Source organism: Enteroscipio rubneri, assembly GCF_963929405.1.
GTDB lineage: Bacteria > Actinomycetota > Coriobacteriia > Coriobacteriales > Eggerthellaceae > Enteroscipio > Enteroscipio rubneri.
This window is the reverse complement of sequence record NZ_CAWVIN010000003.1, coordinates 1,467,995-1,489,240: the sequence shown is the minus strand read 5'-3', so window position 1 is coordinate 1,489,240 and position 21,246 is coordinate 1,467,995. Positions and strand designations below refer to the sequence as shown.

Below are 21,246 nucleotides of genomic sequence, written 5' to 3'. Positions count from 1 at the left end.
TCAGCTCCTTGTCGGCGGCGTCTTGTCGGACACCTGGCTTTTCTCGGTCTTGCGAATCTGCTTTCGCATGGCGGCCGCCACATCCTGGAGGGAAAGTCCCAGATCCATACACGCGGCTATGCACTCGTCGAGCACTTGTTCGACCGCCTGCGCATGCTCCTGGCTCATATCGGAATCAAAGTCGTTGACGAAAGCGCCGCGCCCGCGGATGGAGGTGATGTACCCGTCGTTCGCAAGGTTGACGTACACCTTGTTCACCGTGTTGTAATTGATGGACAGCTCGGAAGCCATGGCGTGCACCGTGGGAAGCTGATCGCCCGGCTTGTAGTAACCGGAGTTGATGAGGTGGACGAGGCGGTTGCGCAGCTGTATCCACAGCGGCACACCGCTTTCGTTGTCCATCTCGAAGGGGAACATGTCACTCCTTGCTTCTTGCCGTTTCGCCACAGTATAACCTTGCTCGAACAATCAAGCTGCGAAGACGATGCAGATTCTCAAACACAGCCCCCCGATGAGAACGAGCACGGCGGGAATGCACGGGTGGACATCCAGCCCCACCTTCCAGCGCGAAGCAAGCTCCATCGCAAGCGGCACCACGAGTCCCATCGCCACGAGCCCCGTCCAGAAAAGCGCCGCAAGGTCCCCCGTTACCAACGTCTCAACCGCTTCAGGAGCGCTCTGCTGGGAGGATGCGATGAAGACGGTGAGCACGATCAATTCGACCCCGATGAGCACCCCGTCAACTAACAGCACGGTACGCGCAGCGTTCCAAAACGGTGCGAGCAGCCGAAACGCCATCATCGCCAGCACAACCAAAGCGATGCCGCACGAAAGCGACGAAAGAACAAACAGAACGACGATCAGCGGCGACTGCCAGAAGACCGCATGTGGAATGATGCCGAGCAGAAGACCGGTGTACGACATAACCACACAAGCCGCAACGATCGCAAGCGCCGAGACGATGCGACAGAGCATGATGTTCGGTCTGAAATGCGAAAGCCATATGATCGCGAGGGCGGCATTCAATGCGATGCAGAGGCCGAGCCCATAGGCGCCGATGGAAACGACCGATACGTTCGGATTGAAGATGAGGCCAAGAATCGCGTCGGGACGAGCCATATCGAACACGAGACACAGCGCCGCAACTATGCAGATTGCCAAAGAGACGCAGTACCCGAGGCCGTAAAGACGCGCATACGATCCCCACGGCTGCAGGCGGCCCGACCCGTCGAGATCGAGATCTCGCGACGGCGAGAAGAAGCTTACAGCCGACAGGACGAAGAGCATGCCCGCGCCGGCGCCGCCCAGGAAAAGGTACGCGATGATGAGCGAGCTCGACACTTCCCCTCCTTTGTCCGAAGTGAGATTGTAACCCCTTATCGTGCGACGGCGCAAACCAGGGCGCATGGGCCCACTCCCTTGACAGCGTTCGCACGCATGGTACACTGATCGCCGTTTCGCCGTCTTCCAAGGAGCTCTGTCTCGATGTTTCATGCATTTCTGTAACCGGTGACGTCTGCGCGCATGCCTGCCCATGCGCAACGTCTCGTTGCGCCCGAATTGCCAACGAGAATGGCTGGCAGAGCAGCCGCCGCAACCTCACACTGAAATGCATGCCGCGCCCGATCGACGCGGCCGCCTTCCCCATCGAAACACTAGGAGTTCTCCATGACCGAATCTCCCACGCTCATGAGTGCCGCCGGGCGCCCGCTGCCGAAGCGCTGGCTGACCGTGATCGCCGTCATCTGGGGCGGCCAAGCCGTCTCCATGGTGACCAGCTACGCCGCCGGATACGCCGCGGTGTGGTACATCACCGAGTCCACCGGCAGCGCGCTCGCGCTTGCCGTCGCCACCATCTGCGCCTACCTGCCGCAGGGGCTGCTGTCGCCCTTCGGCGGCGTCATCGCCGACAAGTACAACCGCAAAACCGTCATGATCGCGGCCGACCTGGGAATAGGCCTGGTGTCACTTGCGCTGGGCATCGTCATCCTCATGGGGCACGTGACCTTCGGCCTCATCCTGATCATGGTCATCGTGCGCAGCGTGGGGCAGTCGTTCCACGGGCCGGCCATGATGGCCGCCATGCCCCTGCTCGTGCCCGAGAAGCACCTGCTGCGCATCAACACGATGGACCAGCTGCTCATGTCCATCGCAAGCATCGGCGCGCCGGCGTTCGGCATCTTCCTGTACACCACCCTGGGATTCCATTCGGTCATGTTCCTGGACTTCTTCGGCGCGCTGGTGGCCGTGGCGGGCCTTGCGCTGGCGAAGATCCCCACCGTGCACGACGCGGCCACCGACAACCAGCACGTGCTCGCCAACATGCGCGACGGCTGGCGGGCGCTCGCCGCCACCCGCGGCCTGGTGGTGCTCATCGTGGGCATCACCATCGGACTCATGGCGTTCGCGCCGTTGAGCGCCGTGTTCCCGCTCATGACCTACGACCATTTCAACGGCGACGGGTACATGGCGTCGCTCGTAGAGGCGACCTTCGGCATCGGCATGATCATCGGCTCGGTCATCCTCATGGCCTGGGGCGGCGGCAGGCGCCTGGCCGGACTCATGGCCGTGGCGGCGCTGATCGTGGGCGCGACCACGTCCGTCTGCGGGCTGCTCACGCCGCAGATGTTTCCCGCGTTCGCGGTGCTGTGCGCCGTCATGGCCATGGCGTGTGCCTGGTTCAACGGCCCGCTCATCACGCTGGTGCAGAAGAACGTGCCGCCCGAGAAAACGGGGCGCGCGCTGGGCTTCACCACGGCGGCCATCGGCTTGGCGTCGCCGGTGGGCGTCGCGCTGGGCGGCGTTCTGGCCGAGGCCATCGGCATCGCGCCCTTCTTCGTGGTGGACGGCCTGGTGTGCATTGTGCTGGGCGCGGTGATATACCTGCCGAAGAGCGTGCGCGCGCTCGATTGCGACAAGGCAGCCACCGTGCGCGACGGCGCCGACGAAACCGCCGCGGGCTGACGCCGACCGCGTGCGAAGGGAAGGAGGCATCGTGGACAACGAACGACCCTCCGCCATGAACCTGCTGGTCGAGGTCCATGCGGGGTTGGAGCGGCAGGGGCCCGGCAGCACCGAGACGACGCTCAAGGCGCTGGGCTTTATCGACGGCATCGAGCGCATATCGAAGGTTGCGGACCTGGGATGCGGGACCGGCCCCCAGACGATGGTCCTGGCGAGCCGGCTGGCCGCGACCGTCGTCGGGCTGGATATGTTCCCCGCGTTCATCGACGTGCTGACCGCGAGCGCCCGGGCGCGCGGCGTCGCGGACCACGTGAAAGGGGTCGTCGGCCTGATGGACGACCTGCCGTTCGACCGGGAGTCGCTCGACCTCATCTGGTCGGAGGGCGCCATAGACAGCATCGGCTTCAAGAGGGGGCTTGCGCATTGGCACGGCTTCCTCAAGCGCGGCGGCTACGTTGCGGCCACCTGCCCCTCGTGGCTCACGGACGAGCGGCCCGCCGTCATCGAGTGCTTCTGGCTGGACGCCGGCAGCAGGCTGGACCCCGTCGAGCGCAACATCGAGGCCATGCAGCAATGCGGCTACGCGTTCGTCGCCTCATTCGCGCTGTCGGAGGCTTGCTGGACAGACAACTACTTCGCCCCGCGAGAGGCCGCCCTCGAGGGGCTGCTGAAGAAGTATCCCGGCGACGGGGCGGTGGAGGCCTTCGTCGCGGAAAACCGGCGCGAGGTGGACCTGTACGCGCGCTACCGGCGGCACTACGGGTACGTCTTCTATATTGGCAGGAAGATCTGACAACGGCTTCGCGGAAGGCGGCAGTGCTCGATGCCGCCTTCCGCCTACACGCGCAGCTCCACCATCTGGTCGCAACCACCCTGGACATGATCAGTCTACGGCACGTTCAACACGGGTGCGTTCGCAGCGAGCAGCTGGTCCGCACGCTCGCGCGGCAGCGACCCTTCCTCGACAAGCCGCTCTATCAACGCGCCATACGAGTCGCCCGGCGTCTCGCCCCTGCGGTCAAGCGCCGCAGGGTCGGCCCCCGCCGCGAGCAACACACATATCGCCTGCTCTTGCTCGGCGCAGGCCGCTTCCACGCTATCGGGTTCCCAAAATCGTATGTCGCTTCCCTCGCATACCAAATGGAGCGCCGTAGAGCCGTCCGCATCGAGCAAGCTGGAAACGTTCGGATCAGCCCCTGCATCGAGCGGCAGCGCCAACATACGGGACGAGCTGGAACCCTCGCCGGCCGCGCGGATAAGTCGACGGAGGAAAACGCGTGTTCGAGCTCATCCATTAAGGGTGCAAGCGCATCGCCTAAGATGATCAGCGGGGGCAGGTAGAGCGAGAACGCCTCTTTCCCCAGCTCCGTTCGAACGTCTGCCAGTTGGGCAACGTTGAGGTTGAACGTGTCAACCCGCGCGCACAGATCGATCGCCAACTCACGCAGCGCCGAACCCTTATCGTTGAGCACGAGCCCGTTCTTCGAACGCTCGAAGAACGTCATGCCGCATTCCTTCTCGAGAGCGGTTATCGCCTGACTCAGTCCCTGCGGCGAAATGAACAGATTGCTCGCTGACCTCGTAAGTGATTGCGTTTGGGCCACATCGATGAAATAGCGCAGCTGCTCGATTCTCATACTCGAATCGCCTCCCCTGCGATCGTGCAAGTTTGATGATTCTACCACGCGAGGCCGATTGAGCCCCTATGACCTTCGGCTGCTCCCGTAGGCAGCGTTCTTGCGGTTGCCGAAGGCGCTGCCCTTGCGGGCGCCCTTCTTCAGATCTTTCAGCACGTCCTCCTCGCTTGAACCCTCCACACTCGCGCGCAGCTTCACCACTTGGTCGCGCAGGCGGGCCGCCTCCTCGTAGTCCATGCTCTGGGACGCCGAGGCCATCTCGTCCTCCATGGAGGCTATGATGCGCAGCACCTCCTCGCGCGAGAGCGCGGCCAGCTCGGCGTTCACCTGCTCGGCCGTGGTGTTGCCCACCTCGTCGGTCACGTAGTCCATGATGTCGTTGATGGCCTTGCGGATGGTCTGCGGCTCTATGCCGTGGTCCTCGTTGTACTGCATCTGTATGGAGCGACGGCGCTTCGTCTCGTCGATGGCCAGGGCCATGGAGTCGGTGATCTTGTCCGCATACATGATGACCTGGCCCGACACGTTGCGGGCAGCGCGGCCGATGGTCTGGATGAGCGAGCGGTGGTTGCGCAGGAACCCCTCCTTGTCGGCATCGAGGATGGCTACGAGCGAGACCTCGGGCAAGTCCAGGCCCTCGCGCAGCAGGTTGATGCCTACGAGCACGTCGAACTTGCCCTGGCGTAGCTCGCGCAGGATCTCCACACGTTCGAGCGTGGCGATGTCCGAGTGCATGTAACGCGCCTTCACGCCTTGGTCCAGCAAGTGGTCGGTCAGGTCCTCCGCCATCTTCTTCGTGAGCGTCGTAATGAGCACGCGCTCGTCGCGGGCGGCGCGGTCCTTCGACTCGTCGATGATGTCGTCGATCTGGGAGGCGCTCCCGCGCACGATGATCTCGGGGTCCAGCAGGCCGGTCGGGCGGATGATCTGCTCCACCTGCTGCTGCGACACCTTCTGCTCGTAGTCGCCCGGCGTGGCCGACACGTACACGAACTGCGGAATGCGCTCCTCGAACTCGTCGAAGCGCAGCGGGCGGTTGTCCAGGCAGCTGGGCAGGCGGAACCCGTGCTCGGCCAGCGTGATCTTGCGCGAACGGTCGCCCTCGTGCATGCCGCGAATCTGCGGCACCGTCACATGGCTCTCGTCGATGATGCAGAGGAAGTCCTTCGGGAAGTAGTCGATCAGCGTGTAGGGCGGCTCACCCGGCGAGCGCCCGTCGATGTGGCGCGAGTAGTTCTCGATGCCGGAGCAGAAGCCCATCGTCTCCATCATCTCCAGATCGTAGTTCGTGCGCATCTCCAAACGCTGCGCTTCGAGCAGCTTGCCCTCCTCCTTGAACTGCTGCAGGCGCTCGCGCAGCTCGTCGCGGATGGTGCCGAGCGCGCGGTCCATCTTCGGGCGCGTGGCCACGTAGTGCGACGCGGGCCAGATGGGCAGCGCCTCAAACTCGTTCACCACCTCGCCCGTGACGTTGTCCACTTCCGCGATGCGCTCTATCTCGTCGCCCCAGAACTCGATGCGCAACGGGTTGTCCGCATAGGGCGGGAACACGTCCAGGTTGTCGCCGCGCACGCGGAACGTGCCGCGCTTCAGCTCGTAGTCGTTGCGGTCGTACTGGATGTCGATGAGCTCGTGGATGACGTCGTCGCGGTCCATTTCCTTCTGTTTGTCCACGAACACCGCCATGCCGGCGTAGTCCATGGGGCTTCCGATGCCGTAGATGCATGACACCGAGGCCACCACGATGCAGTCGCGCCGCGAGAGCAGAGCCGACGTGGCCGCATGGCGCAGCTTCTCCACCTCCTCGTTGATGGAGGCGTCCTTCTCTATGAACGTGTCGGACGAGGGCACGTAGGCCTCGGGCTGGTAGTAGTCGTAGTACGACACGAAGTACACCACGGAGTTGTTCGGGAAGAACTCCTTCAGCTCGCTGGCCAGCTGGGCCGCGAGCGTCTTGTTCGGCGCCATGACCAGCGTGGGCTTCTGCACGGCCTCGATGGTCTTGGCCATGGTGAACGTCTTGCCCGAGCCGGTCACGCCCAGGAGCGTCTGGTAGCGCAGGCCCTCCTCGACCCCGCGGGCCAGCTTCTCGATGGCCTGCGGCTGGTCGCCCGACGGCTCGAAGGGCGACACCACCTTGAGAGGCGTCGTTGCCAGCCGCACCTCCGGCAGCTTGCCCTCCATTTCAAGACCATCGATGTTAGAGAGATGCGCCATGCTGCTCCTTCCCGCATAGGTAAGGGAACCAGTGTAGCACAGCCGACCTGACATGAACATATGTTCGTGATAAAACCGTAAGGAGCGGGAAGCTTCCGCGACAAGCCTGCACCGGTCCCATCGCTGATCCAACGTGAGTTGTCGCTCGCCCGACGTGCGCTCCATCTTAAATCGATATCGATTCTCCACCCTGTTCGAGGCGTACCGGCATGCCGTGGTATACTCGATCGCCGTCGGCGGCGGACAGACGAAAAGGAACCGGCATGAGCACAATCAAGAAGCACCTCCCCGGCGTGGTCGTATGCCTGGCCATAGCCCTGCCGTGCTGGTTCGCCGGGCAAGCGCTTCCCCTCATCGGCGGGCCCGTGTTCGCCATCGTGGCCGGCATGGCTCTGGCCGTGTTCTGGAAGCAGCCTACGCGCGGATCCGTGCAGCACGGCATCGCATTCACCGGAAAGAAGGTGCTGCAGGCCGCCGTCGTGTTGCTAGGCTTCGGTCTGAACCTTGCTCAGATTGCCCAGGTGGGCATGATGTCGCTTCCCATCATCGGCGCCACGGTCGCCACGGCGCTCATCGTTGCGTTCGCGCTCCATTCAGTGCTGCACATGCCGTCGGAAACGTCGACGCTCATCGGCGTGGGATCGTCCATCTGCGGAGGCTCAGCCATCGCGGCCACCGCGCCGGTCATCAAGGCCGACGACAAAGACGTCGCTCAGGCCATTTCTGTCATCTTCCTGTTCAACGTGCTGGCAGCGCTCATCTTCCCCTCACTCGGAGGTGCGCTCGGTATGTCGAACGAAGGCTTCGGCCTGTTCGCCGGCACCGCGGTAAACGACACTTCTTCGGTCACAGCCGCTGCCGCCGCGTGGGACGGCATGCATCCGGGATCGAATGCGCTCGATCAGGCCACCATTGTGAAGCTCACGCGCACGCTCGCCATCATCCCCATCACGCTCGTACTCGGTATCTGGGTGGCACGACGCGAGCGTCGCGATCCAGCCGCACTCGAGGCGCAGCAGCACAATGTGGTCATGCCCTCGGGCAAACTTGGCGGGTTTAGTTTGCGCCGTGCGCTGCCAGCATTCATCGTGCTGTTCCTACTCGCATCCGTCTTCACGACGCTCGCTGCAGCTGCCGGCGTCGACATGATGCTGTTCGAGCCGCTCAAGACGCTGTCGAAATTCTTCATAGTCATGGCCATGGCGGCCATCGGTCTGAACACCGATATTGTGCATCTGGTGAAAACCGGCGGCAAGCCCATCTTTATGGGGCTTTGCTGCTGGATCGCCATAGCCGCCGTCAGCCTGGGGATGCAGCACGTCCTCGGGCTGTGGTAGCCGGAACATCGAATATCGCCCGAGAAAACGAAGCCCGATTGCCGGGCTTCGTTCGCTTTACAGATCCTTCGAGTACTCGCTCCACCAGGCTAGCACCTTGTTACGCATCTCCTCGGGGGTGCCGTCGTTGTTGAATACCACGTCGGCTGCCTCAATGCGCTCGGCATCGGTGATCTGGCGGGCAATACGGCGACGCACGTCGTCCTCGTCCCAGCCGCTCTTGACCGCGCGCTCAATGCGCATGTCGAGCGGAGCAAGCACCGCGATAACCACGTCAGCATCGTAGGCGATCGATGTCTGGCGGTTCTTGAACACGGAGTATTCGACAACCACGGCCTTGTGGCCCTCGTTCTCCAGATCCTTCAGACGGTCGGTGAACGACTCCTCAATACGGGGCATGGTGAGGCGATTGAGCTTGCGTGTATCTGCCGGGCTGACGAAGGCCTTGCGAGCAAGAGCGCCGCGATCGATCTCACCGTCGGAACCGATGATATCCTCCCCGAACGCTTCCACCAAGTCGCTTTTAACCGTATCCCACAGAAGGATATCGTGGCCGACCTTGTCGAGGTCGATGAACGGCAGGCCCTGGTCTACCAGCGTCTTGCGCGCCGTCGACTTGCCCGCGCCCATACCGCCGATGATGAACAGCTTCCTCATGCTTGCTCTACCTCCTCGATCATGCCGCCTCCGAGCACCGTGTCACCCTCGTAGAGGACCGCATACTGCCCCGGCGCCGTTGTTGGCTGCGGGCTTCTCAGCGCGATGCGCGCGCCGCACGAACCTTCCGGTTTAATGATACACGGAACCGCTCGGCTGCGGTACCGCAGTTTCACGAACACTGCGCGCGGCTCAGGAGGACGACTAACGGCTTGCCACTGCAGCCCGCGCACGCGTACTGCGCCGATCTGCGCATCTTCGGCAAAACCGACCACAAGCTCTCCCGTTTCGACATGCTTGCCCACCACATAGTACGGCTCCTCCGCCGCCACGCCGATGCCTTTGCGTTGCCCGACCGTATAATTCGCAAGTCCCCCGTGTCGGCCAAGCTCCCGCCCCGTACGATCCACGATAGCGCCCGGCGCATCCACGACGCCTCGCTCGCGGAGAAAATCCCGATAGTCGCCCTCAACGAAGCACACATCCTGGCTCTCGGGCTTCTCGGCCACTGGTAGATCCAGATCAGCCGCCGTCAAGCGCACGTCCACCTTCGTCGTGCCGCCGAGCGGCAACACGAGGCGCGCAAGCTGATCCTGCGAGAGCAGAGCGAGCATGTAGCTTTGGTCCTTGCGTATGTCGAGCGCCGTCTTCACAGCGAAGCGGCCACTCGCCCGCATGCGCACAATGCGCGCGTAATGCCCCGTAGCCACGCGATCGCATCCGCACGCATCGCCCGCTTCCAGGAGAGCGGGCACCTTGCACAGCGCGTTGCAGCCCACGCAAGGACTCGGCGTGAGGCCTTCAACGTAGGCCGAGACGAACGGGCAGATCACGACGCGCTCAAACATCTCGACGCAATCGCGCTCTATATGCTCGATGCCCAGGTGCGCGCAGACCGCTGCCGCATCAGCCGCTGCCTGCGCGTTCGCCGCGTCGTCTCGGAACCGGCACGTGACGCCGATCACCTCGTATCCGGCACGAAGCAGCAGCGCAGCCGAAACCGCACTGTCGACGCCCCCGCTCATGCCGAGCGCGATACGCCCGACGCTGCGCCTTTGAGACACCCGATTCCTCCTCCTGGAGAAAACGGGGCCGACGCTTACGCATCGGCCCCGCCAATCGAACAATCTAAACTAAGCAGATGCGTGCTATTCCGCTGCGGCCTCCTCGGCAGGAGCTTCCTTCTTCTCGGCCTTCTTCTTGGCCGGACGCTCCTCAGCCTGGATGGTCTCGTCGACCTCGATCTCGTAGCCCAGCTCAGCCGCGGCGGCCTTCATGGACAGGGAGATGCGACGACGATCCGGGTTGATCTCCATGACCTTCACCTTCACCTCGTCGCCGGCCTTGACGACCTGGGCCGGGGTGTCGATGTGGCGCATGGCCATCTCGGAAATGTGCACGAGGCCCTCGATGGACTGGCCGAGCTCGATGAACGCGCCGAACGGCACAATCTTCGTCACCTTGCCGTCGACGATGGTGCCCACCGGGTAGCTCTCGACGAGCTTGATCCACGGATCCTCCGTCGTCTGCTTGAGGCCGAGCGAGATGCGCTCGCGCTGCAAGTCGACGTCCAAGACCTCGACCTCCACCTCGTCGCCCACCTTGACGACCTCGGAGGGATGATTGACATGGTTCCACGACAGCTCGGAGATATGCACCAGGCCGTCGATGCCGCCGAGGTCGACGAACGCGCCGAAGTCGACGATCGAGGAAACGGTTCCCTTGAGGCGCATGCCCTTGGAAAGCTTCGCGAGGATCTCGGCGCGCTCGTTCTTGCGGCCTTCCTCGAGCAGCACGCGACGGGACAGCACGACGTTGTTGCGGTTGCGGTCCATCTCGATGACGCGAGCTTCGATCTCGGTGCCCAAGTACATGTCGAGGTCCTTGACGCGACGGAGGTCGACCAGCGACGCCGGCAGGAAGCCGCGCAGGCCGATGTCGAGGATGAGGCCACCCTTGACGACTTCGATAACCTCGCCCGTGACCACTTCGCCGGCCTTGAACTTCTCTTCGACGCGAATCCAAGCACGCTCGTACTCGGCACGCTTCTTGGACAGGATCAGACGACCGTCCTTGTCCTCCTTCTGGAGCACGAGAGCTTCAATCTCGTCGCCCAGGTTCACGATGTCGGACGGATCAGCGTCCTTGCGGATGGACAGCTCGCGGGAGGGGATGACGCCCTCGCTCTTGAAGCCGATGTCCACGAGCACCTCGTCGTGCTCGATCTTGACGACCGTGCCGTCGACGAGATCGCCCTCGTCGAAATCGGTCAGCGTACCGTCGATCATCTCGTTCATTTGAGCGTCGGAGATGTCTTCGAAGTCGATGACGGACGTGTTTTTGATGTCGGTCAAAACGGACCCCTTTCAATTCCTACCAATCGGGGACCCTTCGTCATGATTACTTGCTACTTCACCATGTTCGCTTGTGCAAGAAACTTGCCCGTGCAGCGGCGTAACAAACATGTCTCGGGGGCCTACATTACAATGCGCTTACAGCTTGTGCGTTATAAGCCATAGTAGTATAGCACAGAGGTACCAGAGCTCCGCACTCTTTTTAACGAACCCTCACGATAATTCCGACCGTGCGTCATCGCATGATCGGCCGAATGCTCGGTGTTCGAATTCGTCCGGCGGCACCGGCCGAGAGAACAGGAAACCCTGGATCATGTCGCATCCCTCTTCGGCGAGAAAGCGACGCTGCGCCTCGGTCTCCACGCCCTCGGCAACCGTCTTCATGCCAAGGCGCTTCGCCAGCTCAATGACGACGGCGATGATGTCGGTTGCACGCGCATCACCCGCCTCCGACGCGTCGAAGAACACCCGGTCGAGCTTGAGCACGTCCACCTCGAGGTTCTTCAGCACGTTGAGCGACGAGTAGCCGCTGCCGAAATCGTCCATGGAACAGGTGTATCCCGCTTGATGGATGCGATCGATAACGCCGGACAGCATCTGCGGGTCCTCGAACACGAGCGTCTCGGTGAGCTCGAACTCGATGAGCGCAGCAGGAACGCCGTGGGCGATGCGGATGGCTTCGAACCGATCGAGAAAGCGCGGATCGCGCAGATGCATGCGCGACAGGTTCACCGACACGGGAATCGGTCGCATGCCGGCATCGGCCCACGCGCGCTGCAACCCGCACACCTGTTCGAACACGTGCAGATCGAGGTCAACGACGAATCCGTTGCGCTCGAAGAGCGGAATGAAGTCGTTTGGCGGTACAAGGCCCTTCGAAGGATCCTGCCATCGCACGAGTGCCTCGGCGCCCCCCACCTTGCCGCTGCGCAGATCGAGCTTCGGCTGAAGGTGCACGACGAACTCGCCCGCCCCGAGCGCTTCGCGCATACGATTCTCGATATCCTTCTCGTTCGCAAGGCGCACGCGGTCCTCGTTGCTGTACAGACGACACGAGCACAGGCGTCCCGCGCGCCGCGCGCCGGCTTTCTTGCGCGCCACGTTCGCGCGATCGCGAATGCGGATCATCGGCAGCGCAGGATCGTCCACCACGTACACGCCTGCGGTGGCGGTCAGCAGGTAGGTGTTCACGCCGTCGAACACGAGCGCGCGATTCGCCTCGGCGATCATCTCCTCGAGTCGCGCTTCGAGGCGCTGGGAAGCGTTCGTCTTGAGCAGCAGGTTGAACAGATCGGCGGAAATGCGCCCGACGAACTCGCCCGCGTCGAGCTGCCCCGCGATGCTGTCGTACAGCACCTTGAGCACCGCATCGCCCTGCTCAAGCCCGAATTGATCGTTGATCACCTTGAACTTGTCGACATCGAGGGAGACGAACGCGTACGCGCCCTCAGATGCACTTTTCAGCACGGAGGTCGCATCCGACTCGAAGCTCACGCGATTCCGCCCGCCGGTCACTGGATCCACGTATGCGAGCTCCCGCAGCTGGGCCATCGCCCGTTCCGTCAAGTGCCGCTGCTCGACAATCTCCGTCATGTCGAGATACAGCACGAGGTACACCGGATCGCCTTCGATGCGGTTGACGCATTCGGCGTAGATCTTGAATGCGGCGCGATTCCCTTGAACGCTCAACGCCTCCGCATCGAACGATACGGGCTCGCCGTTGCGCATACGCTCGTATTGAGCGCCAATTACCGCGTCGTTGATCTGGAGATTCTCTTGCAGCAGCGAGTTTGACGAAACGTCGCCGATCGGACCGAAGAAATCGACGAATCGCTTGTTGCCGTACAGCAGCATGAGCCCGTCTCGCGCCACGCGATAACGCGCCACGAACCCGGGAATGTTGTCATAGGTTATGGAGCGCTCGCGTTCCATCTGCACCACGTCGTCAACGTTCACAAACGTGGCGTAGATGACCGGCGCGCCGTCGATAATCTCGTTCGTGAACATGCCTACCACGCGAATCCACGTGTACACGCCTCCTTTGCAGGGCATGTGCATGAGAAGCTCGTAACCCGGTTCCCCCGCCTCGTACGCTTCCACGACCGCCTTGCTCAAGGCGGTGTACTCGTCGGGCTCGCTCGCGAAATACGCGGCGCAGCAGTTGTCGAACAGGTCCTCGTACTCCTCACGCGTGTACCCGGTCATGGCGTAGTAGTAGTCGTTCGCCCACACCACCTCGAACCGCTCGGTGAACAGATGCTTGCTCACCGAGACATGCAGCGCGCTCATCAACATGTTGTACTCGCGCAACAACGCGCTCTCCCGCGCGCGCACGATATCGTCCTCAAGCGCTTCGCGCCCCAACCGATCCGCGTCTTCGTAAGGCAGCGCGTTCGCCAGCGCTCGTTCGGCATGGAACGAGCGCTTCTTCTCGTACATATCCTGATCGGCTGCGGTCAACAACGCCTCCACACTGCTGCAGTCCGGCGACCATCTCGCACCCACCGAGACGAAGAGGCCCGCTTCGCCTTCCTCGACCTTCAGTGTCTGCTCGAGGCGGTCCACCATAGCGACGAACACATCCTCCTCGACATCGACAGCGAGCGCCACGAACTCGTCGCCCCCAATGCGGTACAGGTCGGCTCCGCCAAGCGCCGCCCTCATCTTCGCCGCGCAAATGCGCAAGGCCTCGTCTCCGCGCCCGTGGCCGTAGCGGTCGTTCACCAGTTTGAGGTCGTTGACATCCATGAACACAACACCGAGCGAGCCTTCGCGCGCGCCGAGGAAAGCGATATCGCTCATATAGCGGTTGCGGTTGTACAGTCCGGTCAGCGCATCGTGAAAGCTCAGCAAAGTGAGCTTCTTCTCGTTCTCGATGCGGTGCACCGTGCTCATGTAGAAGTAGCAGAGCGTTTGCAGCGAAGATCGGGTGTTCTTGATGAGGCTTTTCTGCGGGTTCTCGATCACAAGAAACCCCGAGACCCCGCTCAACCGCCCCAACGCAACGGCCGCCACCGCATCGATACCGTGGTCTTTCAGGAACGCGTACTCGACGGGCTGAGCTTCACGGAGCTCTTCGATATCGTCGATCACCACGCATTCGCCTCGCGAGAAGAAGCGCTCCCATCTGCGAAGCGTAGCTTCCTTGATGGTTTCGAGGTTGCGCAAGCGAGAAGGCCCTCCGATAGCACACCACTCGCGCACGCCGAAAATGCGGTCGCCCCGCACGCCGAACATGTGCGCACGATCGGCACGCAGAAAAGCCCCCAACCGGCGCAACATGCCGTCCGTCGCGCTGGCAAGTTCGTGCGCCGCATTCAGATCGCGAGCACACTGCAGCACCATGCTCTCGGCATCGAGCGCAATGCGGAAATCGGCCTGCCCGTTCGAGCTTGCCGTCATGTCGAACGCGACTTCGAGCCGCGCCGTGCGACCCTGCCAATCGATGAGTCGATCTTTCAGCAGGTAGCGATGGTTCGTCAGCGGGTTGATACGCTCCCACGTGTAGTTCTCCTCGTGCCGGAGCCGGGTGTTCGTGCAGAAACAACACGGAGTGTTGGATCCCTGCAGCACTGCGTGGCATGTGCGCCCCGCGATATCCTCCACGCCGAACAGGCGACGCCCGGAGTCGTTGAGGTACAGCAGCTCGTGAGTCTCAATATCGGCAACGTATACGATCTCGGATATATCATCCATGTATTCGAACACGCGGTACCTCGCCATCTCAATCGACTCATTCGGCGAACGCCGCTTTCGTCTATAGTAGCTTTTTCTTTCAGCGTTTGCTACCGCGGTTCCTCGGTATCGAAACGGGTTGAACCCCTAGTTTTCAGCGCTTTTCTTACAGCGTGCGCATACGCCTTCGAAGATGATCTCGTGGTGCTCGATGGTGAAGCCGTGAGCGTCGGAAACATGCGACGCGATGTCGTGTTGGTAGGGCATATCGATGTCGTACACGCCGCCGCACACGCGGCACTTCGCATGGTAATGCGGCTTGTTGTGGAAATCGTAGCGATCGGCGCCGTTGGGCACTTCGACACGAAGCACCTCGCCCCTCTGCGCTAGCACCCCGAGGTTGCGGTACACCGTCGCACGCGATATGTTCGGATGGCGCTCGCGCACGACGTCGTATACGTCGGCCGACGTTGGATGGTTGTGCAATGATCGCACTGCCTCCAGAACGAGCGTCCGCTGTATGGTGTTGCGCGTCGCCGCGCGGTCCTGCTTCGCCGTGGTCGCCATGTCGCATCCTATCCTGACACTAACTGTACTGCAAACCAAATAGTATTGTATATCATTAGCGGCAGACACGAAACACCCCCTGCAACCAAGTCCTGCGGGCCGCGGAATCCACACATCCTTCCGCTTGTCCGATCGCACAGCAAACCGTCTTCACGCGATCAGCTACCGCAGAACCCCTCTTGCGCGAGGGACAGAGCCGTGCGTGCGAGACCCCGTCAACCGAACCTCGCACGCAGCAGCTCTGACGACTCTGCATGGCGGTTTCCGCCATGACCATTCTACACCGCAGCTTCCCCCGTCTCGCCGGTACGGATGCGGATGACCTCGTCCACCGGGAAGACAAATATCTTTCCGTCCCCCACCTCGCCGGTGCGCGCCGTGGCGCGGATGAGGTCGACGAGCGGGCCCGCCTCCGCGTCGTCCACCACGAGCTCGAACTTCACCTTGGGAATCGTGTTCAACATGACCTCGGTGCCGCGGTAGTATTCCTTCCACCCGTGTTGCTTGCCGCAGCCCTGCACCTGTGAGATGGTCATGCCCGACACCTGCGCAGCGAACAGCGCCTCCTTGAGCGGCTCAAGCTTCTCGGGCCGCACGATGGCCGTGATCTTCTTCATAACAGTGCTCCTTCCGTTAGTCGAGGTGCCGCCCGGGCGGCACCTCGACAGCAATCGTCGTCAGTCGAGGCCCACGTAGGCTGGATAGGCGCTCTCGCCGTGGGTGGCCACGTCGAGGCCCTGCGCTTCCTCGGCCTCGCTCACGCGCAAGCTGCCCCTGAAGCACGCCTTGATGATGAAGCCCAGCACCACGTCGAGCACGCCCACGAACACGACCGTCACGAGGATGCCGAGCACCTGCGCACCTAACAGCGTGGGATCGCCCGTGTAGAACAGGCCGCCGAAGTCGGTCCACGAGAGCTCGGGCACGCAGAACAGGCCGGTGAGGACGCCTCCTGTGACGCCGCCGACCGCATGGATGCCGAACGCGTCGAGCGCGTCGTCGTAGCCGAGCTTCCGCTTGAGGAACGACACGGCGACGTAGCACACGGGCGACACGATGAGGCCCATGACCACCGCGGCCCACGGCTCCACGAAGCCCGCCGCCGGCGTGATGACCACAAGACCCGCCACCAGCCCCGTCGCCGCGCCCACGAGCGTGGGCTTGCCCGCACGCACGCGCTCGATGAGCATCCACGACACGAGCGCCGCGCCCGACGCCACCACGGTGTTCACCAGCGCAAGCGCCGCTACACCGTCGGGAGCGAACTCGGAGCCCGCGTTGAAGCCGAACCAACCGAACCACAAAAGCGTGGCGCCCAACGCGACGAACGGCACGTTGTGGGGACGGTAGCTCACCAGGCCGAACCCGCGCCGCTTGCCGGCGATCAGGCAAAGGATGAGACCCGTGAGGCCGGACGAGATGTGCACCACGTCGCCGCCCGCGAAGTCGAGCGCCCCGATGGTGTCGCCCACGAGGCTGCCCTCGCCGCCCCACACCATGTGCGCGAGCGGCGGGTACACCACCACGGTCCACACGGCCACGAACGCGCACACCGCGCCGAACTTCACGCGACCGGCCACCGCGCCCGTGATGATGGCCGTGGTGATCATGCAGAACGCCAGCTGAAACACCACGTCGGCCATCGTAGGATACGCGTCGTGACTCAGCGCTTCGGGCGCCTCGCTCGTGATGTTGGCCACGAGCCCTTGCAGGCCGATCTGATCGAAGCCCCCGAAGAACGGAATCGAGCCATCGCCACCGTACGCGAACGACCAGCCGCACACCGTCCACGTGATGCCGACGATGCCGAGCACCGCAAACGACATGACCATCGTGTTCACGACGTTCTTGCGGCGGCCCAAGCCCCCGTAAAAGAACGCCAGACCCGGCGTCATCAGCAGGACGAGCATCGCACAAACGATCATGAAGCCCGTCGATCCTGTGTCGAACATACTGCATCTACCTCCTTCGATACGATTTCTTCCTGTGCTCGCAACCGATGATCGCACCCTTCCAACGGACGATCCGCCTGATCGACCAGTGTTTACGCGCTTGGAAAGGACTTTTAACATGCGGGAAACATCCGCCTTACCAGCAGAAAACCCGCGAGGTGAGCATGTGAAGGCGTCTCTTCTCGAAACGATCATCGATGTGCGGTACAGTATCGAACGATCCCCCGCACGAAAGGACTACCGTATGACCATTGAGTTCATTCCTGTAAAGACGCCCGAGGACCGCGCCGCGCTGGCAGCGCTCGCCAGCGAAATCTGGCATGAATACTGGCCCGCTCTTATCGGCGAGGCGCAGACCGACTACATGGTGGAGCAGTTCCAGAGCCTTCCGGCTATCGAGCGCGATATAGCCGAGCACGCCTACGAGTACTGGTTTTTGCGCGCAGCAGACGACGACCGCATCGTGGGGTACACGGGCGGACATGTCGAGTCTGCGACTAACCGCTTCTTCATCTCGAAAATCTACCTGCGCGCCGAGGAGCGCGGACGCGGATTCGCCGGTCAGACCATCCGCTTCTATGAGGACCTGTGCCGCACCCGCGGCCTCACGACCATGTACCTGACCGTGAACAAGCACAACGATCTGGCCATCCGAGCCTATCTGGCCAAGGGTTTCGAAACCATCGACTCGGTGGAGACCGACATTGGACAGGGCTTCGTCATGGACGACTACATCATGGAAAAGCGGGCGAACGAGGTCTGATCGGCACGCCTCCTAGAAGAACATCAGGAACAGGTGCGTGAACGCAAACGCCAGCAGGCCGCAGCCGGGAAACGTGAGCACCCAGGTGCCCACCATGCGGCCGGCAAGGCCCCATTTCACGTTGCGCAGGCTCTTCTCGGCGCCCACGCCCATGATGGCGGTGGTCTTGGTATGCGTGGTGGACACCGGCAGGCCCGTGAACGTGGCCAGGCCGATGCAGAAGCAGGCGGACAGGCAGGCGGCGAAGCCCTGGTACTGCTCCATCTTCACCATGTTCATGCCCACGGACTTAATGATCTTCTTGCCGCCCACGGCGGTGCCCAGCGCCATGACGGCCGACACCATGATGATGAGCCAGAACGGGAACGACACGTCACCGCCCGACTGTCCGCTCATGGCTAGCATGATGCCCAGCATGCACAGCGAGAGGAACTTCTGGCCGTCCTGCGCGCCGTGCAGCACGGCCACGCCGGCGCCCGACACGATCTGCGCCCACTTGAAGAACGAGTTCGCCTTGGAGCGCTCGGCGCCCCGGCACGCCTTCTTTATGAGGCGTGTGAACAGCCATCCGGTGCCGAACCCAAGCACCGTAGAAATGACCAGGCCGTATACCACCTTCATCCACTCGCCACCATTCACGCCGCCCAGACCCCCCTGCAGGGCGATGGCCGCGCCGGTGATGCCAGCAATGAGCGAATGGCTCTGCGACGTGGGTATGCCGAAGTACCATGCCGCCACGCCCCATACGATGATGGCCACCATGGCTGCCGCCAACGCGACGAGGGCGGCGTGGTTGTCGCCGCCGAAGTCAACCATTTTGAAGATGGTGGCGGCAACGGCCGACGAGACCATGGTGATGCCGGCAAGGCCGACGAAGTTGCACACGGCCGCCATGGCGATGGCGGGCGTGGGCTTCATGGCCTTCGTGCCCACGACGGTGGCGATGGCGTTGGGCGCGTCGGTCGCCCCGTTCACCACGGTGGCGCCCAGCGTGAGCACGATGATGAGCGCGAGGATCGGATCGCCCGATAACGCGGCGGCGACCGTTCCGAGATCGTAGTTCATGCAGGAGCCCTTTCGTCGCAGGAAGATGTCGGCCGATCGCGACCGCGTACATTCCCGCCCCTCGCAGACATGACGGAGCAAACGCGTCTATGATACGCGGACTCTGTCAGAACCAGGCAACGGCAAGATCAAGTTTTGGTAAAGTGAGCCGCTCAGAATGGATTGGACGAAGCGAGGCGACGCTCCACGGAAGCAGCGATGCCTTCAGCATCGAGGCCCAAGTCACACAGAAGATCATCCGACTTGCCTTGGGGAACGAAGCGGTCGGGAATGCCGAGCGTCAACGCGGGGGCTGAAAGTCCCTGACGCGCCAGCTCTCCGAGCACGCCTTCGCCCACGCCGCCTTCGATGACGCCGCCTTCGACCGTGACGAGTAGCTTCGTCTGCGCAGCACGCGCAATCTCGTGAGCATCGAGAGGCTTGGCCCACCGCATGTCCACGACACGCGCCTCGATGCCGCGTTCGGCTAGAAGCTCCGCCGCGCCGAGCGCCCGGGGCACCATCCGCCCGAACGCGAGAATAGCCGCATCGTCTCCTTCGCGCATGACGCGGGCCTTGCCCTCCTCCAGCACGCGCGGCTGCTCAGGGAGCGGAACACCTTCGGCCGCTCCGCGCGGGTAGCGGATGGCGAAGGGTCCTCCGAGCGCGAGTGCCGTGTGCAGCGCGTGCACGAGCTCGGCCTCGTCGGACGGCGCGAGCACGCGCATGTTCGGCACCATCCGCGTGTACACGAGATCGTACATGCCGTGGTGCGTCGGACCGTCCTCCCCCACGACGCCCGCACGATCGATGGCGAACACCACATCGAGATCGGCCAGCGCATTGTTGATGGCCATCTGGTCGATGGCGCGCTGCAGAAACGTCGAATAGATGGCCACAACCGGCTTTCTGCCACCGATAGCCAACCCCGAGGCCATACCCACTGCATGTTCCTCGGCAATGCCGGCGTCGACGAAACGGTCGGGGAACTCTTCGGCAAAGGGGCTCAGGCCCGTGCCGTCCTTCATGGCAGCCGTGATGGCGACGATGCGCTCGTCGCGACGCGCCTCTTCCACGAGAGCCCGGCCGAACACGCTCGTGTACGAAGGCGCGCTGCACGGCTTCTTTTTCACTTCGCCTGTCGCAATGTCGAACGGCGCGATGCCGTGGAACTTCTCGGGGTTGCGAACCGCCGGCTCGTAGCCTGCGCCCTTGCGCGTGACCACGTGCATGAGCACCGGCCCATCCGTCTCGAGCACGGCGGCCAACGTCTCCCGCAGCGCTTTGATGTCGTGGCCGTCGATGGGGGCGGTGCACAGGATGCCCAGCTGCTCGAAAATCATCGAGCGCGGAATGATGAACTGTTTCATCGATTCCTTCACGTTGCGCCCGAAATTCGCGAGCGCGTTGCCCACGGCGCCGCTGCTCTCGAGCGCCTCCTGCAAGGAGTCGCGCGTCTGACGGTACTGCGTGGACGCCCGCATGTACCCAAGATGCTTCATGAGCGCGCCCACATTGCGCGATATGGACATCTCATTGTCGTTGAGGATGACGACGAGCGGCGTCTGCGCCTGGCCTATGTGGTTGAGCGCCTCGAAAGCCATCCCGCCCGACAGCGCCGCATCGCCGATGATGGCTACAACCCGCTGGTCGTCTCCGGTTAAGTCGCGCGCCTTAGCAAGGCCGAGGGCCACCGAAAGGGAGTCCGACGCATGACCAGACGGATGCACGTCGTAGGGGCTTTCCCCCGGCTTGGGGAAACCCGACAGCCCGCCGTAGGTGCGCAGCGTCCTGAACTCGTCCAGGCGACCCGTGACGAGCTTGTGGGCGTAGGCCTGGTGGCCCACATCGAACACGAGCTTATCATGCGGGCAATCGAGCACTGCATGGGCGGCCAGAATGATCTCCACAGCGCCGAGAGACGAGGCCACATGCCCGCCCGTCTGGGAGGTCGCCGTGACGATCTCCTCCCGAATCTCCTGCGCGAGGATGGAGAGCTCCTCATCGTCGAGCAGTTTGAGATCGGCCGGCGAGGACACGATGTCCAGAATACGAGAATCGTTCATGAGACGTCCTTTA

Annotated in this window: 17 protein-coding genes and 1 pseudogene; 4 read left to right on the top strand and 14 right to left on the bottom strand. The window is 62.8% G+C overall.

Features of this window, described 5'->3' with window-relative positions:
* Complete coding sequence (locus ABGT83_RS13155) at window positions 1-417, bottom strand: GntR family transcriptional regulator (RefSeq protein WP_103264002.1); 417 nt, start codon at window positions 415-417, stop codon at window positions 1-3.
* A gap of 51 nt (window positions 418-468) precedes the next feature.
* Window positions 469-1,341 (bottom strand): NrfD/PsrC family molybdoenzyme membrane anchor subunit, encoded by an 873-nt coding sequence (gene nrfD, locus ABGT83_RS13150; protein ID WP_157938914.1) that lies wholly within the window; start codon window positions 1,339-1,341, stop codon window positions 469-471.
* A gap of 327 nt (window positions 1,342-1,668) precedes the next feature.
* Between nrfD and ABGT83_RS13145 the strand changes: the two genes are divergently transcribed.
* Window positions 1,669-2,964 carry an MFS transporter gene (locus ABGT83_RS13145; protein ID WP_346687987.1) on the top strand — a complete coding sequence of 432 codons (1,296 nt, stop codon included), beginning with the start codon at window positions 1,669-1,671 and terminating at the stop codon, window positions 2,962-2,964.
* Window positions 2,965-2,995: 31 nt separating this feature from the next.
* Complete coding sequence (locus ABGT83_RS13140; RefSeq protein WP_346687986.1) at window positions 2,996-3,757, top strand: class I SAM-dependent methyltransferase; 762 nt, start codon at window positions 2,996-2,998, stop codon at window positions 3,755-3,757.
* Window positions 3,758-3,852: 95 nt separating this feature from the next.
* On the opposite strand, the gene ABGT83_RS13135 is transcribed toward ABGT83_RS13140, so the two are convergent.
* The 3 genes and pseudogenes from ABGT83_RS13135 to uvrB form a co-directional block, all read right to left on the bottom strand.
* The gene (locus ABGT83_RS13135) at window positions 3,853-4,185 is read right to left on the bottom strand and encodes a hypothetical protein (protein ID WP_346687985.1); all 333 of its coding nucleotides are present in this window, start codon (window positions 4,183-4,185) and stop codon (window positions 3,853-3,855) included.
* 245 nt (window positions 4,186-4,430) lie between these two features.
* Window positions 4,431-4,601 (bottom strand): annotated as a pseudogene (locus ABGT83_RS13495) (LysR family transcriptional regulator); the annotation flags it as partial.
* 66 nt (window positions 4,602-4,667) lie between these two features.
* Window positions 4,668-6,818: an excinuclease ABC subunit UvrB gene (gene uvrB, locus ABGT83_RS13130; RefSeq protein WP_346687984.1), complete on the bottom strand. Its 2,151-nt coding sequence runs from the start codon at window positions 6,816-6,818 to the stop codon at window positions 4,668-4,670.
* Window positions 6,819-7,081: 263 nt separating this feature from the next.
* Between uvrB and ABGT83_RS13125 the strand changes: the two genes are divergently transcribed.
* Window positions 7,082-8,155 (top strand): YeiH family protein, encoded by a 1,074-nt coding sequence (locus ABGT83_RS13125; RefSeq protein ID WP_346687983.1) that lies wholly within the window; start codon window positions 7,082-7,084, stop codon window positions 8,153-8,155.
* A 57-nt stretch (window positions 8,156-8,212) separates the two neighbouring features.
* On the opposite strand, the gene coaE is transcribed toward ABGT83_RS13125, so the two are convergent.
* From coaE to ABGT83_RS13090, 7 genes are all read right to left on the bottom strand, one after another.
* Window positions 8,213-8,812 carry a dephospho-CoA kinase gene (coaE, locus tag ABGT83_RS13120; RefSeq protein WP_103263991.1) on the bottom strand — a complete coding sequence of 200 codons (600 nt, stop codon included), beginning with the start codon at window positions 8,810-8,812 and terminating at the stop codon, window positions 8,213-8,215.
* Window positions 8,809-9,876, bottom strand: coding sequence for a tRNA 2-thiouridine(34) synthase MnmA (gene mnmA, locus ABGT83_RS13115; RefSeq protein WP_346687982.1), 1,068 nt, complete (start codon window positions 9,874-9,876; stop codon window positions 8,809-8,811). The genes coaE and mnmA overlap by 4 nt, the downstream gene beginning before the upstream one ends.
* An 84-nt stretch (window positions 9,877-9,960) precedes the next feature.
* Window positions 9,961-11,166, bottom strand: a complete 1,206-nt coding sequence (rpsA, locus tag ABGT83_RS13110; RefSeq protein ID WP_346687981.1) for a 30S ribosomal protein S1 — start codon at window positions 11,164-11,166, stop codon at window positions 9,961-9,963.
* Between the two features lie 213 nt (window positions 11,167-11,379).
* Window positions 11,380-14,889, bottom strand: a complete 3,510-nt coding sequence (locus tag ABGT83_RS13105; RefSeq protein ID WP_346687980.1) for an EAL domain-containing protein — start codon at window positions 14,887-14,889, stop codon at window positions 11,380-11,382.
* A gap of 99 nt (window positions 14,890-14,988) precedes the next feature.
* Window positions 14,989-15,408, bottom strand: a complete 420-nt coding sequence (locus ABGT83_RS13100; RefSeq protein WP_103263988.1) for a Fur family transcriptional regulator — start codon at window positions 15,406-15,408, stop codon at window positions 14,989-14,991.
* Window positions 15,409-15,686: 278 nt separating this feature from the next.
* Complete coding sequence (locus ABGT83_RS13095) at window positions 15,687-16,025, bottom strand: P-II family nitrogen regulator (RefSeq protein ID WP_103263987.1); 339 nt, start codon at window positions 16,023-16,025, stop codon at window positions 15,687-15,689.
* 60 nt (window positions 16,026-16,085) lie between these two features.
* On the bottom strand, window positions 16,086-17,360 hold the full coding sequence (locus ABGT83_RS13090; protein WP_103263986.1) for an ammonium transporter: 1,275 nt from the start codon (window positions 17,358-17,360) through the stop codon (window positions 16,086-16,088).
* Between the two features lie 244 nt (window positions 17,361-17,604).
* Here ABGT83_RS13090 and ABGT83_RS13085 point away from each other — a divergent pair, with 244 nt between their 5' ends.
* Window positions 17,605-18,123: a GNAT family N-acetyltransferase gene (locus tag ABGT83_RS13085; RefSeq protein ID WP_346687979.1), complete on the top strand. Its 519-nt coding sequence runs from the start codon at window positions 17,605-17,607 to the stop codon at window positions 18,121-18,123.
* Between the two features lie 12 nt (window positions 18,124-18,135).
* On the opposite strand, the gene ABGT83_RS13080 is transcribed toward ABGT83_RS13085, so the two are convergent.
* Both ABGT83_RS13080 and dxs read right to left on the bottom strand, forming a co-directional pair.
* Complete coding sequence (locus tag ABGT83_RS13080) at window positions 18,136-19,188, bottom strand: inorganic phosphate transporter (protein ID WP_103263984.1); 1,053 nt, start codon at window positions 19,186-19,188, stop codon at window positions 18,136-18,138.
* Window positions 19,189-19,340: 152 nt separating this feature from the next.
* Window positions 19,341-21,233 carry a 1-deoxy-D-xylulose-5-phosphate synthase gene (dxs, locus tag ABGT83_RS13075; RefSeq protein ID WP_103263983.1) on the bottom strand — a complete coding sequence of 631 codons (1,893 nt, stop codon included), beginning with the start codon at window positions 21,231-21,233 and terminating at the stop codon, window positions 19,341-19,343.
* Window positions 21,234-21,246 lie beyond the last annotated feature (13 nt).